Source organism: Pseudomonas sp. PAMC 25886 (assembly GCF_000242655.1).
In the GTDB taxonomy this organism is placed as follows: Bacteria; Pseudomonadota; Gammaproteobacteria; order Pseudomonadales; family Pseudomonadaceae; genus Aquipseudomonas.
On record NZ_AHHC01000084.1, the window covers coordinates 299,553 to 320,708 of the forward strand.

Annotated in this window: 19 protein-coding genes; 5 read left to right on the plus strand and 14 right to left on the minus strand. The window is 63.0% G+C overall.

Features of this window, described 5'->3' with window-relative positions:
* Positions 1–76: 76 nt before the first annotated feature.
* The 3 genes from MUM_RS0129675 to MUM_RS0129685 all read left to right on the plus strand — a co-directional run bounded on the left by MUM_RS0129675 (position 77) and on the right by MUM_RS0129685 (position 4,268).
* Positions 77–616, plus strand: coding sequence for an RNA polymerase sigma factor (locus MUM_RS0129675; RefSeq protein ID WP_010176638.1), 540 nt, complete (start codon positions 77–79; stop codon positions 614–616).
* Positions 613–1,581 (plus strand): FecR family protein, encoded by a 969-nt coding sequence (locus MUM_RS0129680; RefSeq protein WP_010176639.1) that lies wholly within the window; start codon positions 613–615, stop codon positions 1,579–1,581. Before MUM_RS0129675 ends, MUM_RS0129680 begins: the two co-directional genes overlap by 4 nt.
* Before the next feature lie 128 nt (positions 1,582–1,709).
* Positions 1,710–4,268: a TonB-dependent receptor gene (locus MUM_RS0129685; RefSeq protein ID WP_010176640.1), complete on the plus strand. Its 2,559-nt coding sequence runs from the start codon at positions 1,710–1,712 to the stop codon at positions 4,266–4,268.
* A gap of 159 nt (positions 4,269–4,427) precedes the next feature.
* On the opposite strand, the gene MUM_RS0129690 is transcribed toward MUM_RS0129685, so the two are convergent.
* Together MUM_RS0129690 and MUM_RS0129695 are read right to left on the minus strand one after the other, a co-directional pair.
* A complete protein-coding gene (locus MUM_RS0129690; protein ID WP_010176641.1) occupies positions 4,428–4,745 on the minus strand; it encodes a ribbon-helix-helix domain-containing protein in 318 nt (105 codons plus the stop codon).
* A gap of 16 nt (positions 4,746–4,761) precedes the next feature.
* Positions 4,762–5,343, minus strand: a complete 582-nt coding sequence (locus MUM_RS0129695) for a DJ-1/PfpI family protein (protein WP_010176642.1) — start codon at positions 5,341–5,343, stop codon at positions 4,762–4,764.
* A gap of 188 nt (positions 5,344–5,531) precedes the next feature.
* Here MUM_RS0129695 and MUM_RS0129700 point away from each other — a divergent pair, with 188 nt between their 5' ends.
* Positions 5,532–6,431, plus strand: a complete 900-nt coding sequence (locus tag MUM_RS0129700; RefSeq protein WP_010176643.1) for a DMT family transporter — start codon at positions 5,532–5,534, stop codon at positions 6,429–6,431.
* Positions 6,432–6,536: 105 nt separating this feature from the next.
* Here MUM_RS0129700 and MUM_RS0129705 read toward each other — a convergent pair whose 3' ends face one another.
* The 4 genes from MUM_RS0129705 to MUM_RS0129720 are packed head-to-tail and all read right to left on the minus strand — an operon-like array spanning position 6,537 to position 9,781.
* Positions 6,537–7,754, minus strand: a complete 1,218-nt coding sequence (locus tag MUM_RS0129705; protein WP_010176644.1) for a class I SAM-dependent methyltransferase — start codon at positions 7,752–7,754, stop codon at positions 6,537–6,539.
* Positions 7,755–7,795: 41 nt separating this feature from the next.
* Positions 7,796–8,413 carry a TPM domain-containing protein gene (locus tag MUM_RS0129710; RefSeq protein ID WP_010176645.1) on the minus strand — a complete coding sequence of 206 codons (618 nt, stop codon included), beginning with the start codon at positions 8,411–8,413 and terminating at the stop codon, positions 7,796–7,798.
* Between the two features lie 28 nt (positions 8,414–8,441).
* Positions 8,442–9,173 (minus strand): TPM domain-containing protein, encoded by a 732-nt coding sequence (locus tag MUM_RS0129715; RefSeq protein WP_010176646.1) that lies wholly within the window; start codon positions 9,171–9,173, stop codon positions 8,442–8,444.
* Positions 9,173–9,781, minus strand: a complete 609-nt coding sequence (locus MUM_RS0129720) for a LemA family protein (RefSeq protein ID WP_010176647.1) — start codon at positions 9,779–9,781, stop codon at positions 9,173–9,175. Before MUM_RS0129720 ends, MUM_RS0129715 begins: the two co-directional genes overlap by 1 nt.
* A gap of 214 nt (positions 9,782–9,995) precedes the next feature.
* Between MUM_RS0129720 and bglX the strand changes: the two genes are divergently transcribed.
* The gene (gene bglX, locus MUM_RS0129725; protein WP_010176648.1) at positions 9,996–12,287 is read left to right on the plus strand and encodes a beta-glucosidase BglX; all 2,292 of its coding nucleotides are present in this window, start codon (positions 9,996–9,998) and stop codon (positions 12,285–12,287) included.
* Positions 12,288–12,449: 162 nt separating this feature from the next.
* Here the strand turns inward: bglX and MUM_RS0129730 are convergent, their stop codons facing one another.
* The 8 genes from MUM_RS0129730 to MUM_RS0129765 all read right to left on the minus strand — a co-directional run bounded on the left by MUM_RS0129730 (position 12,450) and on the right by MUM_RS0129765 (position 20,796).
* Positions 12,450–13,607 (minus strand): phospholipase D-like domain-containing protein, encoded by a 1,158-nt coding sequence (locus tag MUM_RS0129730; RefSeq protein WP_010176649.1) that lies wholly within the window; start codon positions 13,605–13,607, stop codon positions 12,450–12,452.
* 1 nt (position 13,608) lies between these two features.
* A complete protein-coding gene (locus tag MUM_RS0129735) occupies positions 13,609–14,190 on the minus strand; it encodes a YceI family protein (RefSeq protein ID WP_010176650.1) in 582 nt (193 codons plus the stop codon).
* A gap of 159 nt (positions 14,191–14,349) precedes the next feature.
* Complete coding sequence (locus MUM_RS0129740) at positions 14,350–15,120, minus strand: helix-turn-helix domain-containing protein (RefSeq protein WP_010176651.1); 771 nt, start codon at positions 15,118–15,120, stop codon at positions 14,350–14,352.
* Between the two features lie 64 nt (positions 15,121–15,184).
* Entirely contained in the window at positions 15,185–16,627 is a 1,443-nt protein-coding gene (locus MUM_RS0129745) for an amidase (protein WP_010176652.1), read from the minus strand.
* A complete protein-coding gene (locus MUM_RS0129750; protein WP_010176653.1) occupies positions 16,624–17,934 on the minus strand; it encodes a citrate-proton symporter in 1,311 nt (436 codons plus the stop codon). The genes MUM_RS0129745 and MUM_RS0129750 overlap by 4 nt, the downstream gene beginning before the upstream one ends.
* Positions 17,935–17,990: 56 nt before the next feature.
* The gene (locus MUM_RS0129755) at positions 17,991–19,166 is read right to left on the minus strand and encodes a M20 aminoacylase family protein (protein WP_010176654.1); all 1,176 of its coding nucleotides are present in this window, start codon (positions 19,164–19,166) and stop codon (positions 17,991–17,993) included.
* 239 nt (positions 19,167–19,405) lie between these two features.
* The gene (locus tag MUM_RS0129760; RefSeq protein WP_010176655.1) at positions 19,406–19,720 is read right to left on the minus strand and encodes a hypothetical protein; all 315 of its coding nucleotides are present in this window, start codon (positions 19,718–19,720) and stop codon (positions 19,406–19,408) included.
* Positions 19,717–20,796 carry a serine hydrolase domain-containing protein gene (locus MUM_RS0129765; protein WP_010176656.1) on the minus strand — a complete coding sequence of 360 codons (1,080 nt, stop codon included), beginning with the start codon at positions 20,794–20,796 and terminating at the stop codon, positions 19,717–19,719. Before MUM_RS0129765 ends, MUM_RS0129760 begins: the two co-directional genes overlap by 4 nt.
* Between the last annotated feature and the right edge of the window lie 360 nt (positions 20,797–21,156).

Consider the following 21,156-nt stretch of genomic DNA (forward strand, 5'->3'; position numbering starts at 1 on the left):
CGATAGAGACAAATGACAATAATTCTCGATATCATTCGCGACTTTTCTACGTCGTGCTTCGTCAAGAAGGATATCCATGTCTCGTCCCAAGCCCGACCCGCTGTCGGCCGATGCCTTTCGCGGGTTTTATGCAGATATCCTGCATTTCCTGCGCAAACGCACGGACAACGCCAGCGACGCGGCAGACATGACCCAGGATGTCTTCACCCAATGGCTGGACTACCGCGACCGGGCTCAGGTCGAGCAGCCACGGGCGTTTCTGTTCCAGATGGCGCGCAACCTGCTGCGCGATCACTGGCGCAAACAGAAGGTGCGGCACACCGTCCACCAGCAACAGGCCGAACTGGATGCCGAGTCTGTCAGCGACCCGCGAGACGATCCCATGGCCGCCGCGCAACGCCTGCAACGCCTGGAACAGTTGAAAGAAGTCCTCGCTGAACTCTCGCCCAGAAGGCGAGAAGCCCTTATGCTGCACCGCTTCGAAGGCCTGAGCCAGGCCCAGATCGCCGAGCGCATGGGAGTTTCGGTCAGCATGGTGGAAAAGCACATCGCCTTTGCCCTGCTGCATTGCAAGCAGCGACTTCAACAAGAACACGGCAAGGAGCAGCCAGAATGAACCGCCTGAGCGACATCGACACCTGTGACATCGAGGCCAGCGACTCGATCGATGCCCAGGCCGCCAGCTGGTTTGCGCGCAACCGCAATGACACGGCGCGCGCCGACCGCAAGGCGTTTGCCGCCTGGCAGTCCGAGCCGGCCCATGCCCGCGCCTATGCCGAGTTCGAACAGCTGTGGGCCGACCTTGCCCAGTTGCAGCAACTGAACAAACCGACACCGCTGCCCGTGCGCAAGACACCCGTGTGGCGCCCCGCCCTGGCGGTGGCTGCCGCGTTGGTGTGTGCCGTGCTGGCAAGCAACATCGGCGCCCCGCGGGAGCTGTTCCACACCCAGGTCGCGGCCCATGCCAAAGGCATGCGCACCCTGCATCTGCCCGACGGCAGCACGCTGTACGTCAACGCCAACACGCGCTTGCGGGTCGACTTCAACAGTCACCAGCGCATCGTGCACCTGGATCAGGGCCAGTTGTATATCGAGGTGGCCGCCGACAAGGAACGGCCGCTGTTCGTGCAGGCCGGCGAAGCCAATGTGCGGGTGGTAGGCACCGGCTTCGACGTGCGGCGCAGCAAGCAGCAGCTGGTGGTCAGTGTGGCCCACGGCCAAGTGGCGTTCGACGCCGATGCCAAGGTGCCCGCCCTGTTGCTCGGCGCCCAGCAGCGCGCCACGTTCAGTTATGCCAAGGGCACCGTGCAGCAACAAACCCTCACCGCCGGCGAGGTTGCCGATTGGCGCGGCGGGCATGTGTCGTTTCGTAATCGCGAGCTGGCCAGTTTGATGGACGAGTTGAGCCTGTACCGGCCCCAGGCGCCGTTGCTGGTGGACAGCGCGGTGGCGCAGTTGAAGGTATCGGGCAACCTGGATGTGAATGATCCAGACGCCCTGCTCAACGCGCTGCCGGCCCTGTTGCCGGTGAAAACCGTGGCGTTGGCAGACGGCAATATCAGGATCGAACCGCGCAAATAACCTCGCGAAATTCTTGTTTGAGAATATTTTTCATTCGCATGTGAGGATTATTTTTCCTGCCGCGTCTTCCTCGGGTCTGCGTTTGATACGCACACCTTTTTGGCCATTTGGCTACTCCGGGGGATTTCATGTTTCGCGCGCCTTGCCACGTTCAGCACCTGTTTATTCGACCCACCGCCATTGCCGCCTGCCTGGCCTTCAGCCTGAGTGCCCAGGCCGAGTCGTTCAAGCTGCAACTGCCGGCCCAGTCCCTGGCCACGTCCCTGAGCCAGGTGGCGCAGCAAGCGAAAATCCAGCTGCTGTTCGATGAAACGCTGCTGAAAAATGTCCAGGCGCCGGCCATCAACGGCGACTTCACACCGGAAGTGGCGATTCGCACCCTGCTCAAGGACGGCGAGTTCGTGTTGCTCAAGGTCGGCAGCACCTACGTGGTACGGCCCGAAGAAGGCAAGACCACCAACAGCAGCGCGATCCAGCTGGAAGCCCTGAGTGTGATCGGCACCGGCAACGAGGTCGACTCCACCACCGTAGGCCGCTCCACCCTGAGCCAGGCAGACATCGACCGTTACCAGTCCAATAACATCCCCAGCCTGCTGCAAACCTTGCCCGGCATCAGCCAGGGCGGCTCGCTGAAGCCCGGCGGCCAGACCATCAACATCCGCGGTTTCGGCGACGCCGAAGACGTGCCGCTGACCGTCGATGGCGCCACCAAAAGCGGGTTTGAGCGCTACCAGCAGGGCACAGTGTTTATCGAGCCCGAACTGATCAAGAGCATCGAAGTGGAGAAAGGCCCCAACTCGCCCTTCAGCGGCAACGGCGGCTTTGGCGGTACCGTCAACATGACCACCAAGGATGCCCCGGACCTGCTCAAGGACGGGCGCAACAGCGGCGCCATGCTCAAGTACGGCTACTCCAGCAACGACCATGAGCAGGTCTACAGCAGCGCAGTTTACGGGCGTACCGACGACGGGCGCTTCGACGCCCTCGCCTACCTGACCCAGCGCGACGGCGGCGACATGAAGCTGGCCGCCACCCTGCCCAACGACAACAACCAGTACCCGATCAACCCCAAGCGCCTGCCCAACAGCGCGCAGAATGTGGACGGCAAACTGTTCAAGGTGAACGCCCACTTCACCGACGAGCACAGCCTGGGCCTGTCGTATTCACGCTCCAACAGCCAGCGCTGGACGCCCTTCTCCGCCGCCAGCTACCCGACGCCGCCCACCCAGGCCAACATCGACCGCTATGGCTACGAAGCCGCGCTGAAGCGCTTCCTGGCCAACCGCAACACCGTCGACACCACCTGGAGCAGCAAGTACGAATACCAGCCGATGAATAACCCGCTGGTGGACTTGACCATCAAGTATTCCGAGTCCAACACCGACCAGACCGACGAGCGTGACGCCACGGCGTTTTTCCAGCTGGCCACCGGCGGGCGCAAGATGGACACCTCCTACAACGACAAGAACCTCGACGTACGCAACGTCAGCCTGTTTTCAACCGGCCAGTTGCAGCACGCGGTGACCACCGGGGTGCAGATCCGCAAGCACACCCGGGAAACCGAAATGTGGATGCCCGGCGCCACCTACAACACCCCCAAATACAACTACGGGCACTTCCAGCCGGGCTTCATGCCCCATGGCAAGGTCGACACCAACAGTTTCTTTATCCAGGACGCGGTGACGCTGGGCGATGTCACCATTACCCCGTCGATGCGCTATGACCATGTGCGCAACCGCGGCGAAGCCAACGACGCGCCGTACTACAGCAGCCCGGACCCGGCCATCGGCCACGACTACAGCGACCGTACCTACACCGGCTGGTCGCCACGCCTCGCGGCGTACTGGACCATCACCCCGAACGTGGCGATGTTTGCCAACTGGAGCCGCACCTGGCGCGCCCCGGTAATCGACGAGCAGTATGAAGTGCAGGGCCTGGGCAGCCGCACCGCCACCAGCCTCGACCTGGACCCGGAGCGCATCACCTCGATCACCCTGGGCAACGTCACGAGCTTCGCCGACGTGTTCACCCACGGCGACAACCTGCAACTGCGTACCACGTTGTTCCACAACAAGGTCGAGGACGAGATCTTCAAGAACACGGGTGTGGGCTGCCAGAATCAGGCGGTCAACGGCGGGACGATTTCCAGCGCCTGCCCACCGGGAGCGATGTCCAACTACCGCAACATCGGCGGCATGACCATCAAGGGTTTCGAGGCCGAGAGTTTCTATGACTCCACCTACGTGTTCGGCTCGGTGTCCTTCGCCTACACCACCGGCAAACACGAAGGTGCCTACACCAACCCATGGGGGCCGGACGTCTGGGCGCGGGATATTCCGCCGACCAAATGGGTGATCGTGCTCGGCACCAAGATCCCGAGCCTGGATGCACAGGTGGGCTGGCAAGGGCAGTTCATCGGCGCCACCAGCCGTTTGCCGAGCGACAAGTACTCCGGCGGCCCGGGCACCAGCATCGGCGACCTGTTCTACGATCAGTACGGCAACAAGCGCTACAACACCCAGGGCCTGTTCGCCAGCTGGAAGCCGCAACAGGCTTATCTGAAGGGCACCGAGGTGAACTTCACCGTGGACAACCTGTTCAACAACAACTTCCGCCCGGCCCTGAGCGGCGACCGCGCCTATACCAAGGGCCGCGATGCGAAGATCAGCGTGACGCGGTTCTTCTGACCCTTCACCAGCATTCGGCTTGGAAACCCGATCAGTGTGGGAGCTGGCTTGCTGTGGCGAGCGGGCTTGCCCCGCGTTGGGCTGCGAAGCAGCCCCATCAATCTGTGGTGAACCCGACGGGGGACAAGCCCCCTCACCACAGCAAGCCCGCTCCCACATTTAGATCTTCTGCGCGCCACCTCGTGTATTAACCAGGCTGAGCTCTGGCGCATGAACCCGCTGCCGACTCAAATACCGCGTACAACTCACCCGCAAAAACGAAGCGAAATTCACCACTTCGCCGCGATAATCCATCACTTCCTCATACAACTTGGCGATCAGCTGATTGGTGGTCATGCCATCCACCTCGGCGATTTCGCTGAGGATGTCCCAGAACTGGTTTTCCAGGCGCACGGTGCTCACCACGCCACAGATGCGCAGGGAGCGCGAGCGGGACTCGTACAGAATCGGGTCGGCCTTGACGTACAGCTCGCACATGGCGATGACCTCCGGTTTACAGGGTAATTCTGGTGCCCAGCAGGCCGAGGAAACCCGCGAGCCAGCTTGGGTGCGCCGGCCACGCCGGGGCAGTTACCAGATTGCCTTGAACGTGGCTGTCGGTCACCGGGATATCGATGAACGTACCACCCGCCAATCGCACTTCAGGCCCGCACGCAGGATAGGCACTGCACTCACGGCCTTCCAGGATGCCGGCGGCCGCCAGCAGTTGCGCGCCGTGGCACACCGCAGCGATGGGCTTGCCAGCCTGGTCGAATGCCTTCACCAGTTGCAGCACTTTTTCGTTCAGGCGCAGGTACTCGGGGGCACGGCCACCGGGCACCAGCAGCGCGTCGTAGTCGGCGGCGTCGACCTTGGCGAAGTCGGCATTCAAGGCAAACAGGTGCCCGGGCTTTTCGCTGTAGGTCTGGTCGCCTTCGAAGTCGTGGATCGCCGTGCGCACGGTCTGGCCGGCGGTCTTGTCCGGGCACACGGCGTGCACGGTATGCCCCACCATCAACAGCGCCTGGAACGGCACCATCACTTCATAGTCTTCGACGTAATCGCCGACCAGCATCAGGATTTTTTTCGCAGCCATGGGGCATTCCTCCGGTTGAACGGTTGGGCAGACAAGAGTAGCCAAGATAGACCTGTGCCGCCGGGCCGGGTAATGGCCCGCTACTACAACTGTACGGATAAATCCGCACCCAGCTGTAGGCCCGCGTTTTTCGGGCTTTGTGGCTAGATGAACGTCCACTTCCGGCCCATTCGATCCTGGTTCCTTCCATGAGCTCCCGCGAAAATACCGGCATGGCCCTCGGCCTGCTGGGCGTCATCATCTTCAGCCTCACCCTGCCCTTCACCCGTATCGTGGTGCAGGAAATCCACCCGCTGCTCAATGGCCTGGGCCGGGCGTTGTTTGCGGCGGTGCCGGCGGCGGCGTTGTTGCTGTGGCGCCGTGAGCGCTGGCCCACCTGGCGCCAGGTGCGCGGGCTGACGCTGGTGATTGCCGGGGTGATCCTGGGTTTCCCGGTGCTGTCGGCCTGGGCCATGCAAACCTTGCCGGCGTCCCATGGTGCGCTGGTCAACGGGTTGCAGCCGCTGTGCGTGGCGCTGTATGCGGCGTGGCTGTCCCATGAGCGGCCATCAAAAGCCTTCTGGGCCTGCGCGGCGCTGGGCAGCGCGCTGGTGCTCAGTTATGCGCTGATCACCGGGGCCGGCAGTATCCAGGCGGGCGACCTGTTGATGCTCGGCGCGATTGCCGTGGGCGGGCTGGGTTATGCCGAAGGCGGCCGGTTGGCCAAGGAGATGGGCGGCTGGCAGGTGATCTGCTGGGCGCTGGTGCTGTCGACGCCAGTGTTGATCGGGCCGGTGGCCTACCTGGCGCTGCAACACCAAGGACCGATTTCCATGCACACCTGGTGGGCGTTTGGTTATGTCTCGCTGTTTTCGCAGTTCCTGGGGTTCTTTGCGTGGTACGCCGGGCTGGCCATGGGGGGCATCGCCCGGGTCAGCCAGATTCAGCTGCTGCAGATCTTTTTCACCATCGCGTTTTCGGCGCTGTTTTTTGGTGAGCACATCGAGCCGATTACCTGGCTGTTTGCCTGTGGGGTGATTGTGACGGTGATGTTGGGGCGCAAGACCAGTGTGAAACCTGCCCCAGCTCCCAAGGCCAGCACGGTCTGATGTAGGAGCTGGCTTGCCTGCGATAGCATCACCTCGCTTTACCTGATACACCGAGGTGCCTGCATCGCAGGCAAGCCAGCTCCCACATTTTGGTCAGCGTCGTTCTCAGGCCAGGTAACCGTCCGCCCGCAGCAGGGTTTCCAGGCAGTGCTCGGTGATGGTGTAGAACGCCTTCAGCTCCTGGATTTTCACCAGCAACTGCGCCGGGTCCACCGGCTCCGCGCGTTTCACGGCAAGGATCATCTTGTTCTTGTTGGTGTGCTCCAACGAGATGAACTCAAACACCTTGGTCTCGTAGCCACAGGCTTCGAGGAACAATGCCCGCAAACTGTCGGTGACCATTTCCGCCTGCTGGCCCAGGTGCAGGCCGTATTGCAGCATCGGCTTGAGCAACGCCGGGCTCTGGATCTGCAGGCGAATCTGCTTATGGCAGCACGGCGAGCACATGATGATCGACGCGCCGGAACGGATGCCGGTGTGAATCGCGTAGTCGGTGGCGATGTCGCAGGCATGCAGGGCAATCATCACGTCCAGTTCGCTGGGCGCGACGCTGCGCACATCCCCGCACTTGAACACCAGCCCCGGGTGTTCCAGGCGGGCGGCGGCGTTGTTGCACAGGGTCACCATGTCTTCGCGCAATTCCACGCCGGTCACTTCGCCCTCGGCATTGAGGGTGTTGCGCAGGTAATCGTGGATGGCGAAGGTCAGGTAGCCCTTGCCCGAGCCAAAGTCCGCGACCCGCACCGGCTGGTCCAGCTTCAACGGTGACGTGGTCAGCGCATGGCTGAACACTTCGATGAACTTGTTGATCTGCTTCCACTTGCGCGACATCGCCGGGATCAGCTCATGCTTGGCGTTGGTCACGCCAAGGTCAGCAAGAAATGGCCGGGTGAGGTCCAGGAAGCGATTCTTCTCGCGGTTGTGCTCCGCAGACGGCGCCTCCCGCAGTTGTTGCGGCTTGCTTTTGAACAGCGAGCTTTTGTTCTTCTTGCTGTATTCCAACTGGGCTTCGTCGGTCACCGAGAGCAGGTGCGCGTTCTTGAACGACGCCGGCAACAGCTCGGCAATCGCCGCCACGCAGTCAGCCAGGGAGAAGTTCTTGGTGATGTCGCGGGTCTTGTAGCGGTAAACGAAGGACAGGCAAGGCTGATCCTTGACCGTCAGTTGCTTGATGATCAGCTTCTGCAGGTCAGGCTCGGTGCCGACGTACTTGGCCAGCACCAGCTTGATAAAGGCGTTTTGCTCAAGGCTCGCACTCAGCAGTTCGAGGAACTGCGCGTGATGATCCGGCGCGGGGCTGGCAGGTTTAGCGGTGGCAGACATGAACAAAAACGCCTCGGGCAGGGAATGCCGGGAATTTTACACTACTCCAACACCACCAACCGGTTCGGCAACTCATTGCGTGCGTGGGTCACCGGTACGTGCTCCTTGAGCAGCGCCCCACAGGCTTCAATGCAGCTGATAAACCCGGCCAACGTCTGGCCTTGCTTCACCTGGCGGGTGAAGTCCTTGACGATCACATCCCAACTGCTGTCATCCAGGCGACTGGAAATGCCCTTGTCCACCAGGATTTCCACATACCGCTCCGCCTCGCTGACAAAGATCAGCACCCCGGTACTGCCCAGCGTGTGGTGCAGGTGCTGCTCCAGGAACTGCCGGCGCGCCAGGTTGGACGCACGCCAATGCCGCACAGAACGCGGGATCAGCCGCGTGGTGACCCTAGGCAACCGGAACACCAGGCACAGCACGACAAACGTGCCCCATTGCGCCAGCAGCAAGGTGTACATGCTCAACCAGCCCGACACATAGTGAATGATCCCCGGCACCACCAGCGCCAGCAGGCTGGCCCACAACAGCGGGATGTAGGCGTAGTCGTCGGCGCGGGCCGCAAGCACGGTCACCAGTTCGGCGTCGGTCTGTTGCTCGACCCGGGCGATCGCCTCGGCGACCTGGCGTTGCTCGTGTTGACTCAGTAAGGCCATGGTTGTTGATGCTCTCTAGTTATTGTCATTACCAGCCGCCCGAGGCGCCACCGCCGCCAAAACCACCGCCGCCGCCCCTGAAACCACCACCGCCACCGCCGCCTCCCCCGCCGCCACGGCCACTGCTGCTGAGAATCGCCAGCAGGATAGCGCCAACGGGCAGGCCCATGCGATTGCACAGCCACAACACCGCCAGCAGCAGGATAAACAGGCCGAAGGAAATACCGGGGTTTTGCGTGGCGAAGTTGGCCTCGGACACATGCGCCGGCACCGCCAGCGGATCGCCGCCCACCACCTGCAGCATCGCCGCCACACCGTCGCTGATGCCCTTGCTGTAGTTGCCCGCCTTGAACGCCGGGGCAATCACCTGGTTGATGATCACCCAGGACTGCGCGTCCGTGAGTACGCCCTCAAGGCCGTAACCCACTTCGATACGGATCTTGCGCTCATCCCGGGCGACGATCAGCAGTGCGCCGTTGTCCTTGCCCTTCTGGCCGATGCCCCAGGCGCGGCCCAGTTGATAACCGAAGTCTTCAATGGGCACGCCTTGCAGGTCGGGCACGGTGACCACCACGATCTGGTCACCGCTGGTCTGCTCCAGCGCCTGCAATTGCTGGGTCAGCTGCGCGCGCACGGCCGGGTCGATCATCTGGGCGTTGTCGACCACCCGTCCGGTCAGGGCCGGGAAATTCAGGGCGGCCTGGGCAGTCAGGCTGAAGGCCAGCAGTACCGCCGCCAGCAGCCAAGCGCGCTTGCCCATCAGAATTTCACTTGCGGCGCTTTATCGGCATCGGCACTGGTGGCCTCGAAGTTGGCGCGGATCGGCAAGTCGCTGTACATCACGCTGTGCCACAGGCGGCCAGGGAAGGTGCGAATCTCGGTGTTGTAGGCCTGCACCGCCTGGATAAAGTCGCGGCGGGCCACGCTGATGCGGTTTTCGGTGCCTTCAAGCTGGGACTGCAGGGCCAGGAAGTTCTGGTTGGCCTTCAGGTCCGGGTAACGCTCGGACACCACCATCAAGCGGCTGAGTGCACCGCTCAAGCCGTCCTGGGCTTGCTGGAACTGCTTGAGTTTTTCCGGGTTGTCGAGGGTGCTGGCGTCCACCTGGATCGAGGTGGCCTTGGCCCGCGCTTCGATCACGGCGGTCAGGGTGTCCTGTTCATGGGCGGCGTAGCCCTTCACCACTTCCACCAGGTTGGGGATCAGGTCGGCGCGCCGCTGGTACTGGTTCTGCACCTGGGCCCAGGCGGCCTTGGCCTGTTCGTCCAGGGTCGGGATCTTGTTGATGCCGCAACCGCTCAATACGGTGCTCACCAGTATCAATGCCACGGCCTTCCAGCCCCAGCGGTAACCTTGTGCTGCTTGCATGGTGTTTCTCCTGCCAAACCTATGAAATATACCGACTGACGCGTTAGCTACGGGCTTAGGGCATAATCCGCCACCACCCACTGGATTGCATCGAGCCAATCAGCTAAAAGATGCCCAGCGCCAATAAGAGTTCAGAAGTGTGCTGCATTTATCTGAACAACCCCCGAACAACAATAGACGCTCTCCGGTCCCGAGGCTGCGAGAAAGGATTTTCATGAAGAAGCTGTGTTTGCTGGGCCTTGTTGTCAGTTTGGCCACTCACTCCGTATTTGCCGAAACAAAGCCCGCAGTACTCAAGGACAAAGACGCCTTCGTCAGCGATCTGCTCAAGCAGATGACCCTCGATGAAAAGATCGGCCAATTGCGCCTGATCAGCATCGGCCCCGAAATGCCCCGCGAGCTGATCCGCAAGGAAATCGCCGCCGGTCGCATCGGCGGTACCTTCAACTCGATCACCCGCCCGGAAAACCGTCCGATGCAGGACGCGGCCATGCGCAGCCGGCTGAAGATCCCGATGTTCTTCGCCTATGACGTGATCCACGGCCACCGCACGATTTTCCCGATCAGCCTGGCCCTGGCCTCCAGCTGGGACATGGACGCCATTGGCCGCTCCGGGCGCATCGCTGCCCAGGAAGCCGCCGCCGACAGCCTCGACATCACCTTTGCACCGATGGTCGACATCTCCCGCGACCCGCGCTGGGGCCGTACCTCCGAAGGGTTTGGCGAAGACACCTACCTGACCTCGCGCATTGCCGAGGTGATGGTCAAGGCCTTCCAGGGCAGCAGCCCCGCCAAGGCCGACAGCATCATGGCCAGCGTCAAGCACTTCGCCCTGTATGGCGCGGTGGAAGGCGGTCGCGACTACAACGTCGTCGACATGAGCCCGGTCAAGATGTACCAGGACTACCTGCCGCCCTACCACGCCGCGATCAAGGCCGGTGCCGGCGGCGTGATGGTTGCGCTGAACTCGATCAACGGCGTGCCCGCCACGGCCAACACCTGGCTGATGAACGACCTGCTGCGCAAGGACTGGGGCTTCAAGGGCCTGGCCGTCAGCGACCATGGCGCGATCTTCGAGCTGATCAAGCACGGCGTGGCCAAGGACGGGCGTGAAGCTGCCAAGCTGGCGATCAAGGCCGGCATCGACATGAGCATGAACGACTCGCTCTACGGCAAGGAACTGCCCGGCCTGCTGAAATCCGGCGAGATCGAACAGAGCGACATCGACAACGCCGTGCGCGAAGTGCTCGGCGCCAAGTACGACATGGGCCTGTTCGCCGACCCGTACCTGCGCATCGGCAAGGCCGAGGATGACCCGGCCGACACTTACGCCGAAAGCCGCCTGCACCGCAGCGATGCCCGTGACGTAGCGCGCCGCAGCCTGGTGTTGCTGAAAAACCAGAACAACACCCTGCCACTGAAAAAGACCGCGACCATCGCCCTGGTCGGCCCGCTGGCCAAGGCGCCGATCGACATGATGGGCAGTTGGGCCGCTGCCGGCAAACCCGCGCAATCGGTGACTCTGCTGGACGGCCTGAACGCCGTGATCGGCGAAAAAGGCAAAGTGATCTACGCCCGTGGCGCCAACATCACCAACGACAAGAAAGTGGTCGATTACCTCAACTTCCTGAACTTCGATGCCCCGGAAGTGGTGGATGACACGCGCTCGTCACAGGCGATGATCGATGAAGCGGTGAAAGCCGCCAAAGACGCCGACGTGGTCGTGGCGGCCGTGGGCGAGTCCCGTGGCATGTCCCACGAATCATCGAGCCGTACCGACCTGAACATCCCGCAAAGCCAGCGCGACCTGATCAAGGCGCTGAAAGCCACCGGCAAACCGCTGGTGCTGGTCTTGATGAATGGTCGTCCGCTGTCGATTGTCGACGAGAACGAACAGGCTGACGCGATCCTGGAAACCTGGTTCGCCGGTACCGAAGGCGGCAACGCAATCGCAGACGTGCTGTTCGGCGACTACAACCCGTCGGGCAAGCTGCCCATCACCTTCCCGCGTTCGGTGGGGCAGATTCCGACCTACTACAACCACCTGAGCATTGGCCGGCCGTTCACCCCGGGCAAGCCGGGCAACTACACCTCGCAGTACTTCGATGACACCACCGGGCCGTTGTTTCCGTTTGGTTATGGCTTGAGCTATACCAGCTTCAGTCTGTCGGACATGGCGCTGTCGTCCACCACCCTGAACAAGACCGGCAAGCTCGACGCCACCGTGGTGGTGAAAAACACCGGCAAGGTCGATGGCGAGACCGTGGTGCAGCTGTACATCCAGGACGTGGCCGGCTCGATGATCCGCCCGGTGAAGGAATTGAAGAACTTCCAGAAGATCATGCTCAAGGCGGGCGAAGAGCGCGCGGTGCACTTCACCATCACCGAGGAAGACTTGAAGTTCTACAACACCCAGCTGAAATTCGCGGCTGAGCCGGGCGAGTTCAATGTGCAGATTGGGTTGGATTCCCAGGACGTGAAGCAGCAGAGCTTCGAACTGCTTTGATCTAAAGCTGTAAACGCGGTCAGTGTGGGAGCTGGTTTGTGTGGGAGCCGGGCTTGCCCGCGATTGCATCACCTCGGTGCATCTGAAGTACCGAGGTGTCTGCATCGCAGGCAAGCCAGCTCCCACACAAGCCAGCTCCCACATTTGATCTGAGTGGTCTGGTTAGCCGCGGCGATCCAGCAGGTTAACCACCAACCGGTCAATCCACCCCCACACCCGCTGTTTCACCCGCCGCCACAAGGGCCGCGATTTCCACGCCTCCAGGCTCACCGCCTGGCTTTGGGCAAAGTCCCGCTCAAAACTCCCCGCCACCGCCAGCGTCAGCTCCGGATCCAACGCTTCCAGATTTGCCTCCAGGTTGAAGCGCAAATTCCAGTGGTCGAAGTTGCACGAGCCGATGCTCACCCAATCGTCCACCAACACCATCTTCAGGTGCAGGAAGCACGGCTGATACTCGAAAATCTGCACCCCCGACTTGAGCAGGCGCGGGTAGTAGCGGTGCCCGGCATACCGCACCGACGGGTGATCGGTGCGCGGCCCGGTCAGCAGCAAGCGCACATCCACCCCGCGCCCCGCCGCCCGGCGCAGGGCCCGGCGAACGCTCCAGGTCGGCAGGAAATACGGCGTGGCCAGCCAGATACGCCGGTGGCCGCTGTTCAGCGCGCGGATCAGCGATTGCAAAATATCGCGGTGCTGGCGGGCATCGGCGTAGGCCACACGCCCCAACCCCGGCCCGGTGGCCGGCACCTTGGGCAAGCGCGGCAGGCCAAAATGCGTGGCCGGTTTCCACGCCCGACGATCATCATTGGCCAGCCATTGGCGATCAAACAACGCCTGCCAATCCAGCACCAGCGGGCCGCGGATTTGCACCATCACTTCGTGCCAGTCGGCGGTGTCTTCCCCGGGCGTCCAGAATTCATCCGTCACACCCGTGCCGCCGACCACGGCGATGGTCTGGTCGATCAGCAACAGCTTGCGGTGGTCCCGATAGAGGTTGCGCATCCAGCGGCGCCAGCTCAGGCGGTTGTAGAAACGCAGGTCCACCCCGGCCTCGACCAACCGCCGACGCAGGCCCAGGGTAAAGGCCAGGCTGCCGTAGTCATCGAACAGGCAACGCACCCGCACGCCCCGCTCAGCGGCAGCGACCAGAGCCTGAACCATCGCCTCGGCACACGCCCCCGCTTCCACCAGATACAGCTCCAGCGCAACCTGTTGCTCGGCCTGGGCGATGCCTTCCAGCATGCGCGGAAAGAAACTCGGACCGTCGATCATCAACTCGAATCGGTTGGCGCTGCGCCACGGGAACACTGCGCCGCTCATGTCAGCGCGCCGTGAAAATCAGTACCGCACCCACCGGTACCGACAGGCTGATCTGCGACAGCCCGGCGGCCTTGCGCAACGCGGCCACGCCCGGCAGCAAATCGAAATCCTCGGCGTGCACCACCAACGGCTCCAGGGTCACCACTTGAAAGCGCCGGTCATCCAGGCGCGTGGCCAACAACTCGGCGCTATAGGTTTGGGTCTTGCCGTGCAACGTCACCGACAGCGGCAGGCGCAGCTCGTATTGCGCGCCGGGGGCCAGGTCGTTGATGGGTTGCAGGTTGATCTGCGCGTTGATCACGGCGTCGGGGAAGGACTTGATCTCGAACAGGTCATTGCGCATGCGTTCATCCCGCAGCGGGATGCCGCTGTTGATCGACTCCAGTTCGACTTCCAGCTGCGCCGCGCCCTTGCTGTCGACCTTGCCGTGCAGCACCAGAAAGCGCTGCACTTCGGCAATGTCGGTGTTTTTGGTGGTGACGAACGACAGGCGCGAGGACTCGTTGTCCAGGTACCAGTCGGCGTGGGCAGGCACGGTGGCAGCGGCCAGCAGCAGGAAGGCCATGGGTTTGAACAGGGGCATAAAGACTCGTGGGGCAAAAAACCTGAACGAACAGTAACAAAGACCTCCTGTAGGAGCGAGCTTGCTCGCGAAGGTTGCCAACGATGACGCGGGCATTCTGAATGAACGCGGTGCCTGTGAGTTCTTCGCGAGCAAGCCCGCTCCCACATGAGCTGTATTTCAGGCCAACGCCTGCTGCACATCGCGAATGGTCGACTCCAGGCTGGCCAGGTGCAGGCTCAGCACTCGCTCCACCGGCGCCTGATCCATCGGCCAGTGCAGCGCCATGCTGCCCACCAATCGTCCGTTGGCCCGCACCGGCAAGGCCACGGCGCGAATCAGGAACGGCAGGCGCACCGGGTATTCCCAGTAGCCCTCGGTGCGCTGGCCAAACCCTTGGTGCTGGGACTGTTCACACGCCCGGTATTGGTCGTCTTCTGCCACCCGCTCACGACCGGCCAGGCGCTGCACTTCATCCGCCGACAACTGCGACAGGCACGCCTTGCCCATGGCCGAGTGAAACAGGCTGGCGTGCTGGCCGACGATCTGGCAGTTGTTCGGGTAGAGCTTGCGCAGCACCGTGGGGATCGCGCTTTCCATCACCTCCAGGCGTTCACCGTCGAAGCTCGACAGGTCCACCACCAGGCCGGTGCGCTCGCTGAGGTCCAGCAACCAGGGCGCAGCACTTTCCACCAACTGGCGCTTGAAGCGTTGCTGGGTGTCGCCAAACAGGCGTCGGGCCCGCAGGCGGTAACGCCGGTCGCTCAGGCCGCGATAGATCCAGCCCTGCTCCTGCAAGGTCAGCAGCATCCGCGAGACGGTGGCCTTGGGCAGGCGGGTCAGGTAATGCAACTCTTCCAGCCCCAGCGCCTGGTGCTCGCCGAGCAATTCGATGATCGCCAGTGCCCGCCCCACTGAGCGTACGGTTCCCGTCTCGGCGTCGCTGCCCATGTGTCGATCTCCTTGAGGCCAATGGATGATCTGATTTCACAGCAAGATACAGGCCCGTCGCGGCTCAGCCGGTCGGGGCGAGGCACGCGGGCGGTCGTCGCTGCACCCAGCGGGTCAGTTGTTCGTGGGCGTACGCCAGCTGCAACACCGCCCTGTCCGCCTGGGCCGGGCCGATGATTTGCAGGCCCATGGGCAAGCCCTGGGGGTTGAAACCCACCGGCACATTCATGCTCGGCAGGCCGGCCAGTGTGGGACCGATCACCACTTCCATCCAGCGGTGATAGGTGTCCATCTCGCGCCCTGCGACAACGCGCGGCCAGGGTTGTTGTGCATCGAAAGGGAACACTTGGGCGGTGGGCAGCAACAGGAAATCGTAACGTTCGAACAGTTTGCCGAGGGCGCGGTACCAGTCACTGCGGCTGACCGAAGCCTGGTAGACATCGGCCGCGCTCAGTTGCAAACCGCCCTGCACTTCCCATTGCGCTTCGGGCTTGAGCAGCGCGCGTTTTTGCGGGTCGGCGTAGGCTGCGCCGAGGGAGCCCTGGATCAGCCAATGGCGGTGCGTCAGCCAGGTCTGCCACAGACGTTCCAAGGAGAATTCCGGCTGGCAGTTTTCCACCTCGCAGCCCAGCGCCGCAAAGTCCTTGAGGGCCGACTCACACAGGCTCATCACGCCGTCTTCCATCGGCAGATAACCGTTGTAGTCCCCCAACCAGCCAAGCCGTGCGCCCTTGAAATCGCGCTGCAACGGCTCACCGAACACCGCCGGATCCTCCTTGAGCGACAGCGGCACCCGAGCGTCGTAGCCGGCCTGCACACTCAGCAGCCGCGCCACGTCCGCCACACTGCGGCCCATCGGGCCTTCGGTGCCCAGTTGCTGGATAAACAGTTCCGGCGCCGGCCCATAAGGCACACGGCCCAGTGACGGACGCAGGCCAAACACGTTATTGAACGCCGCCGGGTTACGCAGCGAGCCCATCATGTCGCTGCCATCGGCCACCGGCAGCATGCGCAGAGCCAACGCGACTGCCGCCCCGCCGCTGCTGCCACCGGCCACCAGGCTCGGGTCATAGGCGTTGCCAGTCGTGCCGAACACGCTGTTATAGGTCTGCGAACCCAGGCCGAACTCCGGCACGTTGCTCTTGCCGATGATGATCGCGCCGCTGTCCCGAACCCGTGCCACGCTGATCGCATCGTATTGAGGCATGTGCTCGGCAAACAACGGCGAACCGAGGGTGGTGCGCAACCCCTTGGTGGCCGCCAGGTCCTTGATCGCCTGGGGCATGCCGTGCATCCAGCCACGGGATTGGCCCTGGTCCAGCTCCCGGTCGCGCTGCACCGCTTCGGCCAACACGTCTTCCTCGGAGCGCAACGAGACCAGCGCATTCACCGCCGGGTTGAAGCGTTCGACCTGGGCCAGATACGCCTGCATCACTTCATGGCAGGACACCTGCCGCGCATGGATCGCCCGGGACAGTTCGATGGCATCCAGTTCAACAATACTCAAGGTTGCACCTCGCTGGAAAACGGCGCCGGTCGTTTCGCCCGTGGCGCCTCATGCATGCAGTAAGTGCCCAGCAGCGTCAGGACGCAAGCGAACAGCACATAAAACGCCGGTGCCACCGGTGTGCCCAGCACCTTGCTGAGCCAGGTGACGATCAGCGGCGCAAAACCGCCGAACACCATCACCGCCACGTTGTAGGCCACCGACACCCCGGTGGAGCGTACTTCGATGGGAAACTGCTCGGCCAGGGCCGTCGGCGCCGGGCCGAAAAACCCGCCGATAGCGGTGCACAGCATCACCTGCATCACCAGCAAACGCTCGATGGACGGCGCCGCCGCGACCCACACGTACAGCGGGTACACCATCACAAAAAACGCCAGGGTGAACGCCATCAATACCGGGCGCCGCCCCAGCCGATCCGACAGCAGGCCGGACAGCGGAATCACCACGGTCATCAGCGCCACGGCGAACATCTGCACCATCAGCACCTGGTCCAGCGGCAGGCCAAGATTCTTGTGGGCGAAGGTCGGCATGTTCACCAGCACCACGTAGAACGACACCGTCGCCCCGCAGGCCAGGCCCATCGATACCAGGATGCTGCGGCGGTGATCGCGGATCACCTCCATCAAGCTCGGCGCCGCACCTTTGGCCTGTTTGCGCGCCTCGATAAATTCTTCGGGATCCTCCATGTGCCGACGAATCCACAAGCCCACCGGGCCGATCAGCAAGCCGAAGATGAACGGCAGGCGCCAGCCCCACACTTCAAGGGTTTGCGGTTCGAAGAAGTGCGTCACCAACGCCACCATCGCCGCGCCGCCAAACACCGCCAGGCACTGCCCCACCAGCTGCCAGGAACCGTACAGGCCCTTGCGATGGGCCGGCGCGCTTTCCACCAGGAACGCCGTGGCGCTGGCATATTCGCCGCCGGTGGCAAAGCCCTGGAGCATGCGCGCCACCACGATCAGCATCGGCGCGCCCATGCCGATGGCGGCGTAGCTGGGAGCAAACGCGATCAGCGCGATGGAAATGGTCATCAGCCGGATGATCAACTGCATCGCGGCCTTGCGACCTTTGCGGTCCGAATACATGCCCAGCAGAATCCCGCCCACCGGGCGCATGAAGAAGCCGACGCCAAAGGTCGCCAAGGCCATCAGCAGCGAGGCATATTCGTCCTCAGAGGGGAAAAACTGCCGGGCGATGATACTGGCGAGAAAGCCGTAGACGATAAAGTCATACCATTCGAGCGCATTGCCGATCACGGCCGCCACCACCTGGCGGGTGCGCGATACACCTTGTTTTGTAGCCTGCATGGGAACACTCCATTCAACCTGTTGGGAAAGGGTCCAGCGGCAGAAAAAAGAGGTCGTCAGGCGGGCTTGAGCCAGCTCTCGGCCAGCGCGCCCCAGTAGGCGGCGCCGGTCAACAGGATGTCGTCGTTGAAGTCATAGGCGGGGTTGTGGACCATCGGCCGCGAAACGCCGTTGCCGATAAACAGGTAACTGCCGGGGCAGCGTTGCAGCATCCAGGCGAAGTCTTCGCTGCCCATCAGCTTGTGGGTGTTGCCGTCGACGGCAACTTCACCGAGCAAGGCGACACCGACCTGGCGGGCGAATTCGGTTTCTTCGGGATGGTTGACCAGCACCGGATACGCCGGCCGATGTTCGATCTGCGCGGTGCACCCGAAACTCGCGGCCTGGGTCAGGATGATCGCCTTGACCCGCTCCAGCATCAGTTCACGCACGCTTGCGTCCAGGGCGCGCAGGCTCAGGCGCAACAGCGCCTGCTGGGGAATCACGTTGGCCGCCTGGCCCGCTTGCAGGGCACCGACGGTGACTACGGCGGCTTCCTGGGCATTGATATTGCGCGCCACCACGGTCTGCAACGCCATGACCATACTGGCGGCAGCCACCAGCGGGTCCACCGTCAGGTGCGGCATGGAACCATGGCCGCCGACGCCTTCGAGGGTCACGGTGAGCAGGTCCTGGGACGCCATCATCGGCCCGACCCGCAGGCCCAGATGGCCGGCGGGCAGGCCCGGCATATTGTGCATGCCGAACAATGCGTCGCAGGGAAAACGCTCCAGCAGGCCGTCGGCGAGCATGGCCTCGGCGCCGCCCTGGCCTTCTTCGGCAGGCTGGAAAATCAGGTTCAGGGTGCCGTCGAACTGACGGGTCGCGGCCAGGTAACGGGCGGCGCCCAGCAGCATGGTGGTGTGGCCGTCGTGACCGCAGGCGTGCATACAGCCGGCGTGTTGGCTGCTGTAGCTGGCGCCAGTGTTTTCGATGATCGGCAACGCGTCCATGTCGGCGCGGATGCCCAGCTTGCGTGAACTGCTGCCATTGCGCAGCACACCGACCACGCCGGTCTGGCCGATGCCGGTGTGCACTTCATAGCCCCAGTTTCGCAGGGAGTGCGCCACGAGGGCGGAGGTGCGGTTTTCTTCAAAGCCCAGTTCGGGGTGGGCGTGAATGTCCTGACGCACGGCGTGCAGGTCGCTGGCGACATCGCTCAGCCAATCCAGGATGTGCTGGTGTGGGCTCATGGTGATTCTCCTCGCAGGCGGGTGTTCCCGTTCTTTTTCGTTGCACACCGCCAGATAACCGCGATGCGCGCAGGAGGACAATCAAAGGTGGTTCCACCCTGTGGAACCTCAGCCCGGTGAGATCCTTGTGGCGAGGGGGCTTGTCCCCCGTTGGAGTGCGTAGCGCTCCCGTTTTTTTGGGGCCGCTACGCAGCCCAACGGGGGACAAGCCCCCTCGCCACAGGTTCGGTGTGACTGCATTAGGGCAAGAGGCGGCAGCCCTCGCGCTGGCTCAGCCACTGGGCACTGTGGGTGCGGCCCAGGCCGCTGGCGGTCACCGAGTGTTTTTCCGGGTTATCGGCGAAGGCGCTGGTGGGCACGTATTGCTTCACATACCCCACGCAATAATCAGCGGGGTTGCCCTCCACGTACCGGCACGAGCAGTACTCCTTGGCGGTGTAGGCCGCGATGATGTCGGGGAAGGCTTGCAGGTTGACCCGCTCGTGCCAGGCCCAGCCGAGCAACGCGAGCAGCAGCAGAATCAACAGGCTGCTGAAGGGACGACGGCGGATCATGGTTGCACCGCCGCGAGGACGCGCTTGAGGAGTTCATTGTGGCGATAGCTGCCGTCGCGATCATCGCCGTAGCGCACGATCACCAGCTGTTTCTCGGGCATCACGTAGAGCGCCTGGCCCCAGTGACCCAGGGCCGCGAAGGTGTCGGCGGGCGCATCCGGCCAGGGTCTGACGGCGCCTTGCACCTCGCCGTTGAGCCACCATTGGCCGCCCGGAACGGCTTCGTCCTGGCCCGGTTTGTATTTATCGAACGGCTGGCGGTTGAACGCGACCCACTCCTTGGGCAGCACCTGTTGATCGCCCCAGCGACCGTCGCGCTGCATCAACAGGCCGACGCGCGCCAGGTCGCGGGCGGTGAGATAGGCGTATGAGGAGGCAACGAAGGTTTCGTCGGCGTCGCTTTCCCAAGTGGCGTTGCGGATGCCCAGAGGCTGGAACAGGGCGGTCCACGGGTAGTCGACGTAGGCCTTGTGGCCGAGCATGCCCTTTAGGGTGGCGGACAGCAGGTTGCTGTCGCCGCTGGAATAACGGAACGCCTGGCCGGGGGCGCTGAAGGTGCCGGTGTCGGCGGTGAACTCGGCCATGTCGTGGCGGCCGCGGGTGTAGAGCATGGCCACCACCGAGGATTTCAGCGGGGCGTATTCGTAGTCTTCCTGCCAGTCGAGGCCCGAGGCCCAGTGCAACAGGTCGGCCATGGTTACGCTGGGGTGTTGCTTCATCGGCGGGTAAAAGCGCGCGGCGGGGTCGGTGAGTTTGAAGCGGTTTTCGCCGAAGGCCACGCCGAGCACAGTGGCCATCAGGCTTTTGCTGATGGACCAGGTCAGGTGCGGGGTGCTCGCGGTGGTCGGCGCGGCGTAGCGTTCGTAGATGATTTGGCCGTCGCGAATGACCACCAAGGCGTCGGTGCGGATGCCTTTACGAGTGGTGTCGTCGCGGGGCGGGAAAGCGTAGTCATCCAGGGCCTGGGCGGCGGGACCGCTGAGTTGCTCGCCTTGAGTCCAGTCTTTGGACGGCCAGGTTTCGGCGTGGGCCGTCAGGGTGAACAGCAGCGCGGCGTAGAGCAGGCCTTTGAACATGGGCTTGGGACTCGGGCATTCAAGCCCGCGAGGCTAGCGGAGGGAAATGACGGTTTTGTTACGGGGCCTTGGGGGTGAGTACATATCCGTTTTTTGGGCGTTGCTGAAATGGGTTCCGCCCTTACGGCGGCTCACTTTTGAACAGCGCAAAAGTAAGCAAAACGCTCTTGCCCCACCACTCGGCACCTCGCTTGGGCTCGGTGTGCCCGCACTCCGGCATTACTCCGCGGGCCGCCGCACGGGGCGTCCCTGCCCCGTCGCGGCTAAACCGGCGTCCTGCCGGTTTACCCGCTCCGTACTACCTGCGTTCGGCCAGCGTGGTTTAACGGGGCGCCTAAGATCAAGATCAAAAGCAGATCA

Excerpts from the sequence above, each read along its gene's own strand:
- MUM_RS0129700 (WP_010176643.1), top strand. The coding sequence starts at position 5,532 with ATGAGCTCCCGCGAAAATACCGGCATGGCCCTCGGCCTGCTGGGCGTC.
- MUM_RS0129695 (WP_010176642.1), bottom strand. The coding sequence starts at position 5,343 with ATGGCTGCGAAAAAAATCCTGATGCTGGTCGGCGATTACGTCGAAGAC.
- MUM_RS0129680 (WP_010176639.1), top strand. The coding sequence starts at position 613 with ATGAACCGCCTGAGCGACATCGACACCTGTGACATCGAGGCCAGCGAC.
- MUM_RS0129685 (WP_010176640.1), top strand. The coding sequence starts at position 1,710 with ATGTTTCGCGCGCCTTGCCACGTTCAGCACCTGTTTATTCGACCCACC.
- MUM_RS0129710 (WP_010176645.1), bottom strand. The coding sequence starts at position 8,413 with ATGGCCTTACTGAGTCAACACGAGCAACGCCAGGTCGCCGAGGCGATC.
- MUM_RS0129715 (WP_010176646.1), bottom strand. The coding sequence starts at position 9,173 with ATGGGCAAGCGCGCTTGGCTGCTGGCGGCGGTACTGCTGGCCTTCAGC.
- MUM_RS0129760 (WP_010176655.1), bottom strand. The coding sequence starts at position 19,720 with ATGATCCGCCGTCGTCCCTTCAGCAGCCTGTTGATTCTGCTGCTGCTC.
- MUM_RS0129675 (WP_010176638.1), top strand. The coding sequence starts at position 77 with ATGTCTCGTCCCAAGCCCGACCCGCTGTCGGCCGATGCCTTTCGCGGG.
- MUM_RS0129720 (WP_010176647.1), bottom strand. The coding sequence starts at position 9,781 with ATGCAAGCAGCACAAGGTTACCGCTGGGGCTGGAAGGCCGTGGCATTG.
- MUM_RS0129730 (WP_010176649.1), bottom strand. The coding sequence starts at position 13,607 with ATGAGCGGCGCAGTGTTCCCGTGGCGCAGCGCCAACCGATTCGAGTTG.
- bglX (WP_010176648.1), top strand. The coding sequence starts at position 9,996 with ATGAAGAAGCTGTGTTTGCTGGGCCTTGTTGTCAGTTTGGCCACTCAC.
- MUM_RS0129690 (WP_010176641.1), bottom strand. The coding sequence starts at position 4,745 with ATGTGCGAGCTGTACGTCAAGGCCGACCCGATTCTGTACGAGTCCCGC.
- MUM_RS0129765 (WP_010176656.1), bottom strand. The coding sequence starts at position 20,796 with ATGTTCAAAGGCCTGCTCTACGCCGCGCTGCTGTTCACCCTGACGGCC.
- MUM_RS0129740 (WP_010176651.1), bottom strand. The coding sequence starts at position 15,120 with ATGGGCAGCGACGCCGAGACGGGAACCGTACGCTCAGTGGGGCGGGCA.
- MUM_RS0129705 (WP_010176644.1), bottom strand. The coding sequence starts at position 7,754 with ATGTCTGCCACCGCTAAACCTGCCAGCCCCGCGCCGGATCATCACGCG.
- MUM_RS0129755 (WP_010176654.1), bottom strand. The coding sequence starts at position 19,166 with ATGAGCCCACACCAGCACATCCTGGATTGGCTGAGCGATGTCGCCAGC.
- MUM_RS0129735 (WP_010176650.1), bottom strand. The coding sequence starts at position 14,190 with ATGCCCCTGTTCAAACCCATGGCCTTCCTGCTGCTGGCCGCTGCCACC.
- MUM_RS0129750 (WP_010176653.1), bottom strand. The coding sequence starts at position 17,934 with ATGCAGGCTACAAAACAAGGTGTATCGCGCACCCGCCAGGTGGTGGCG.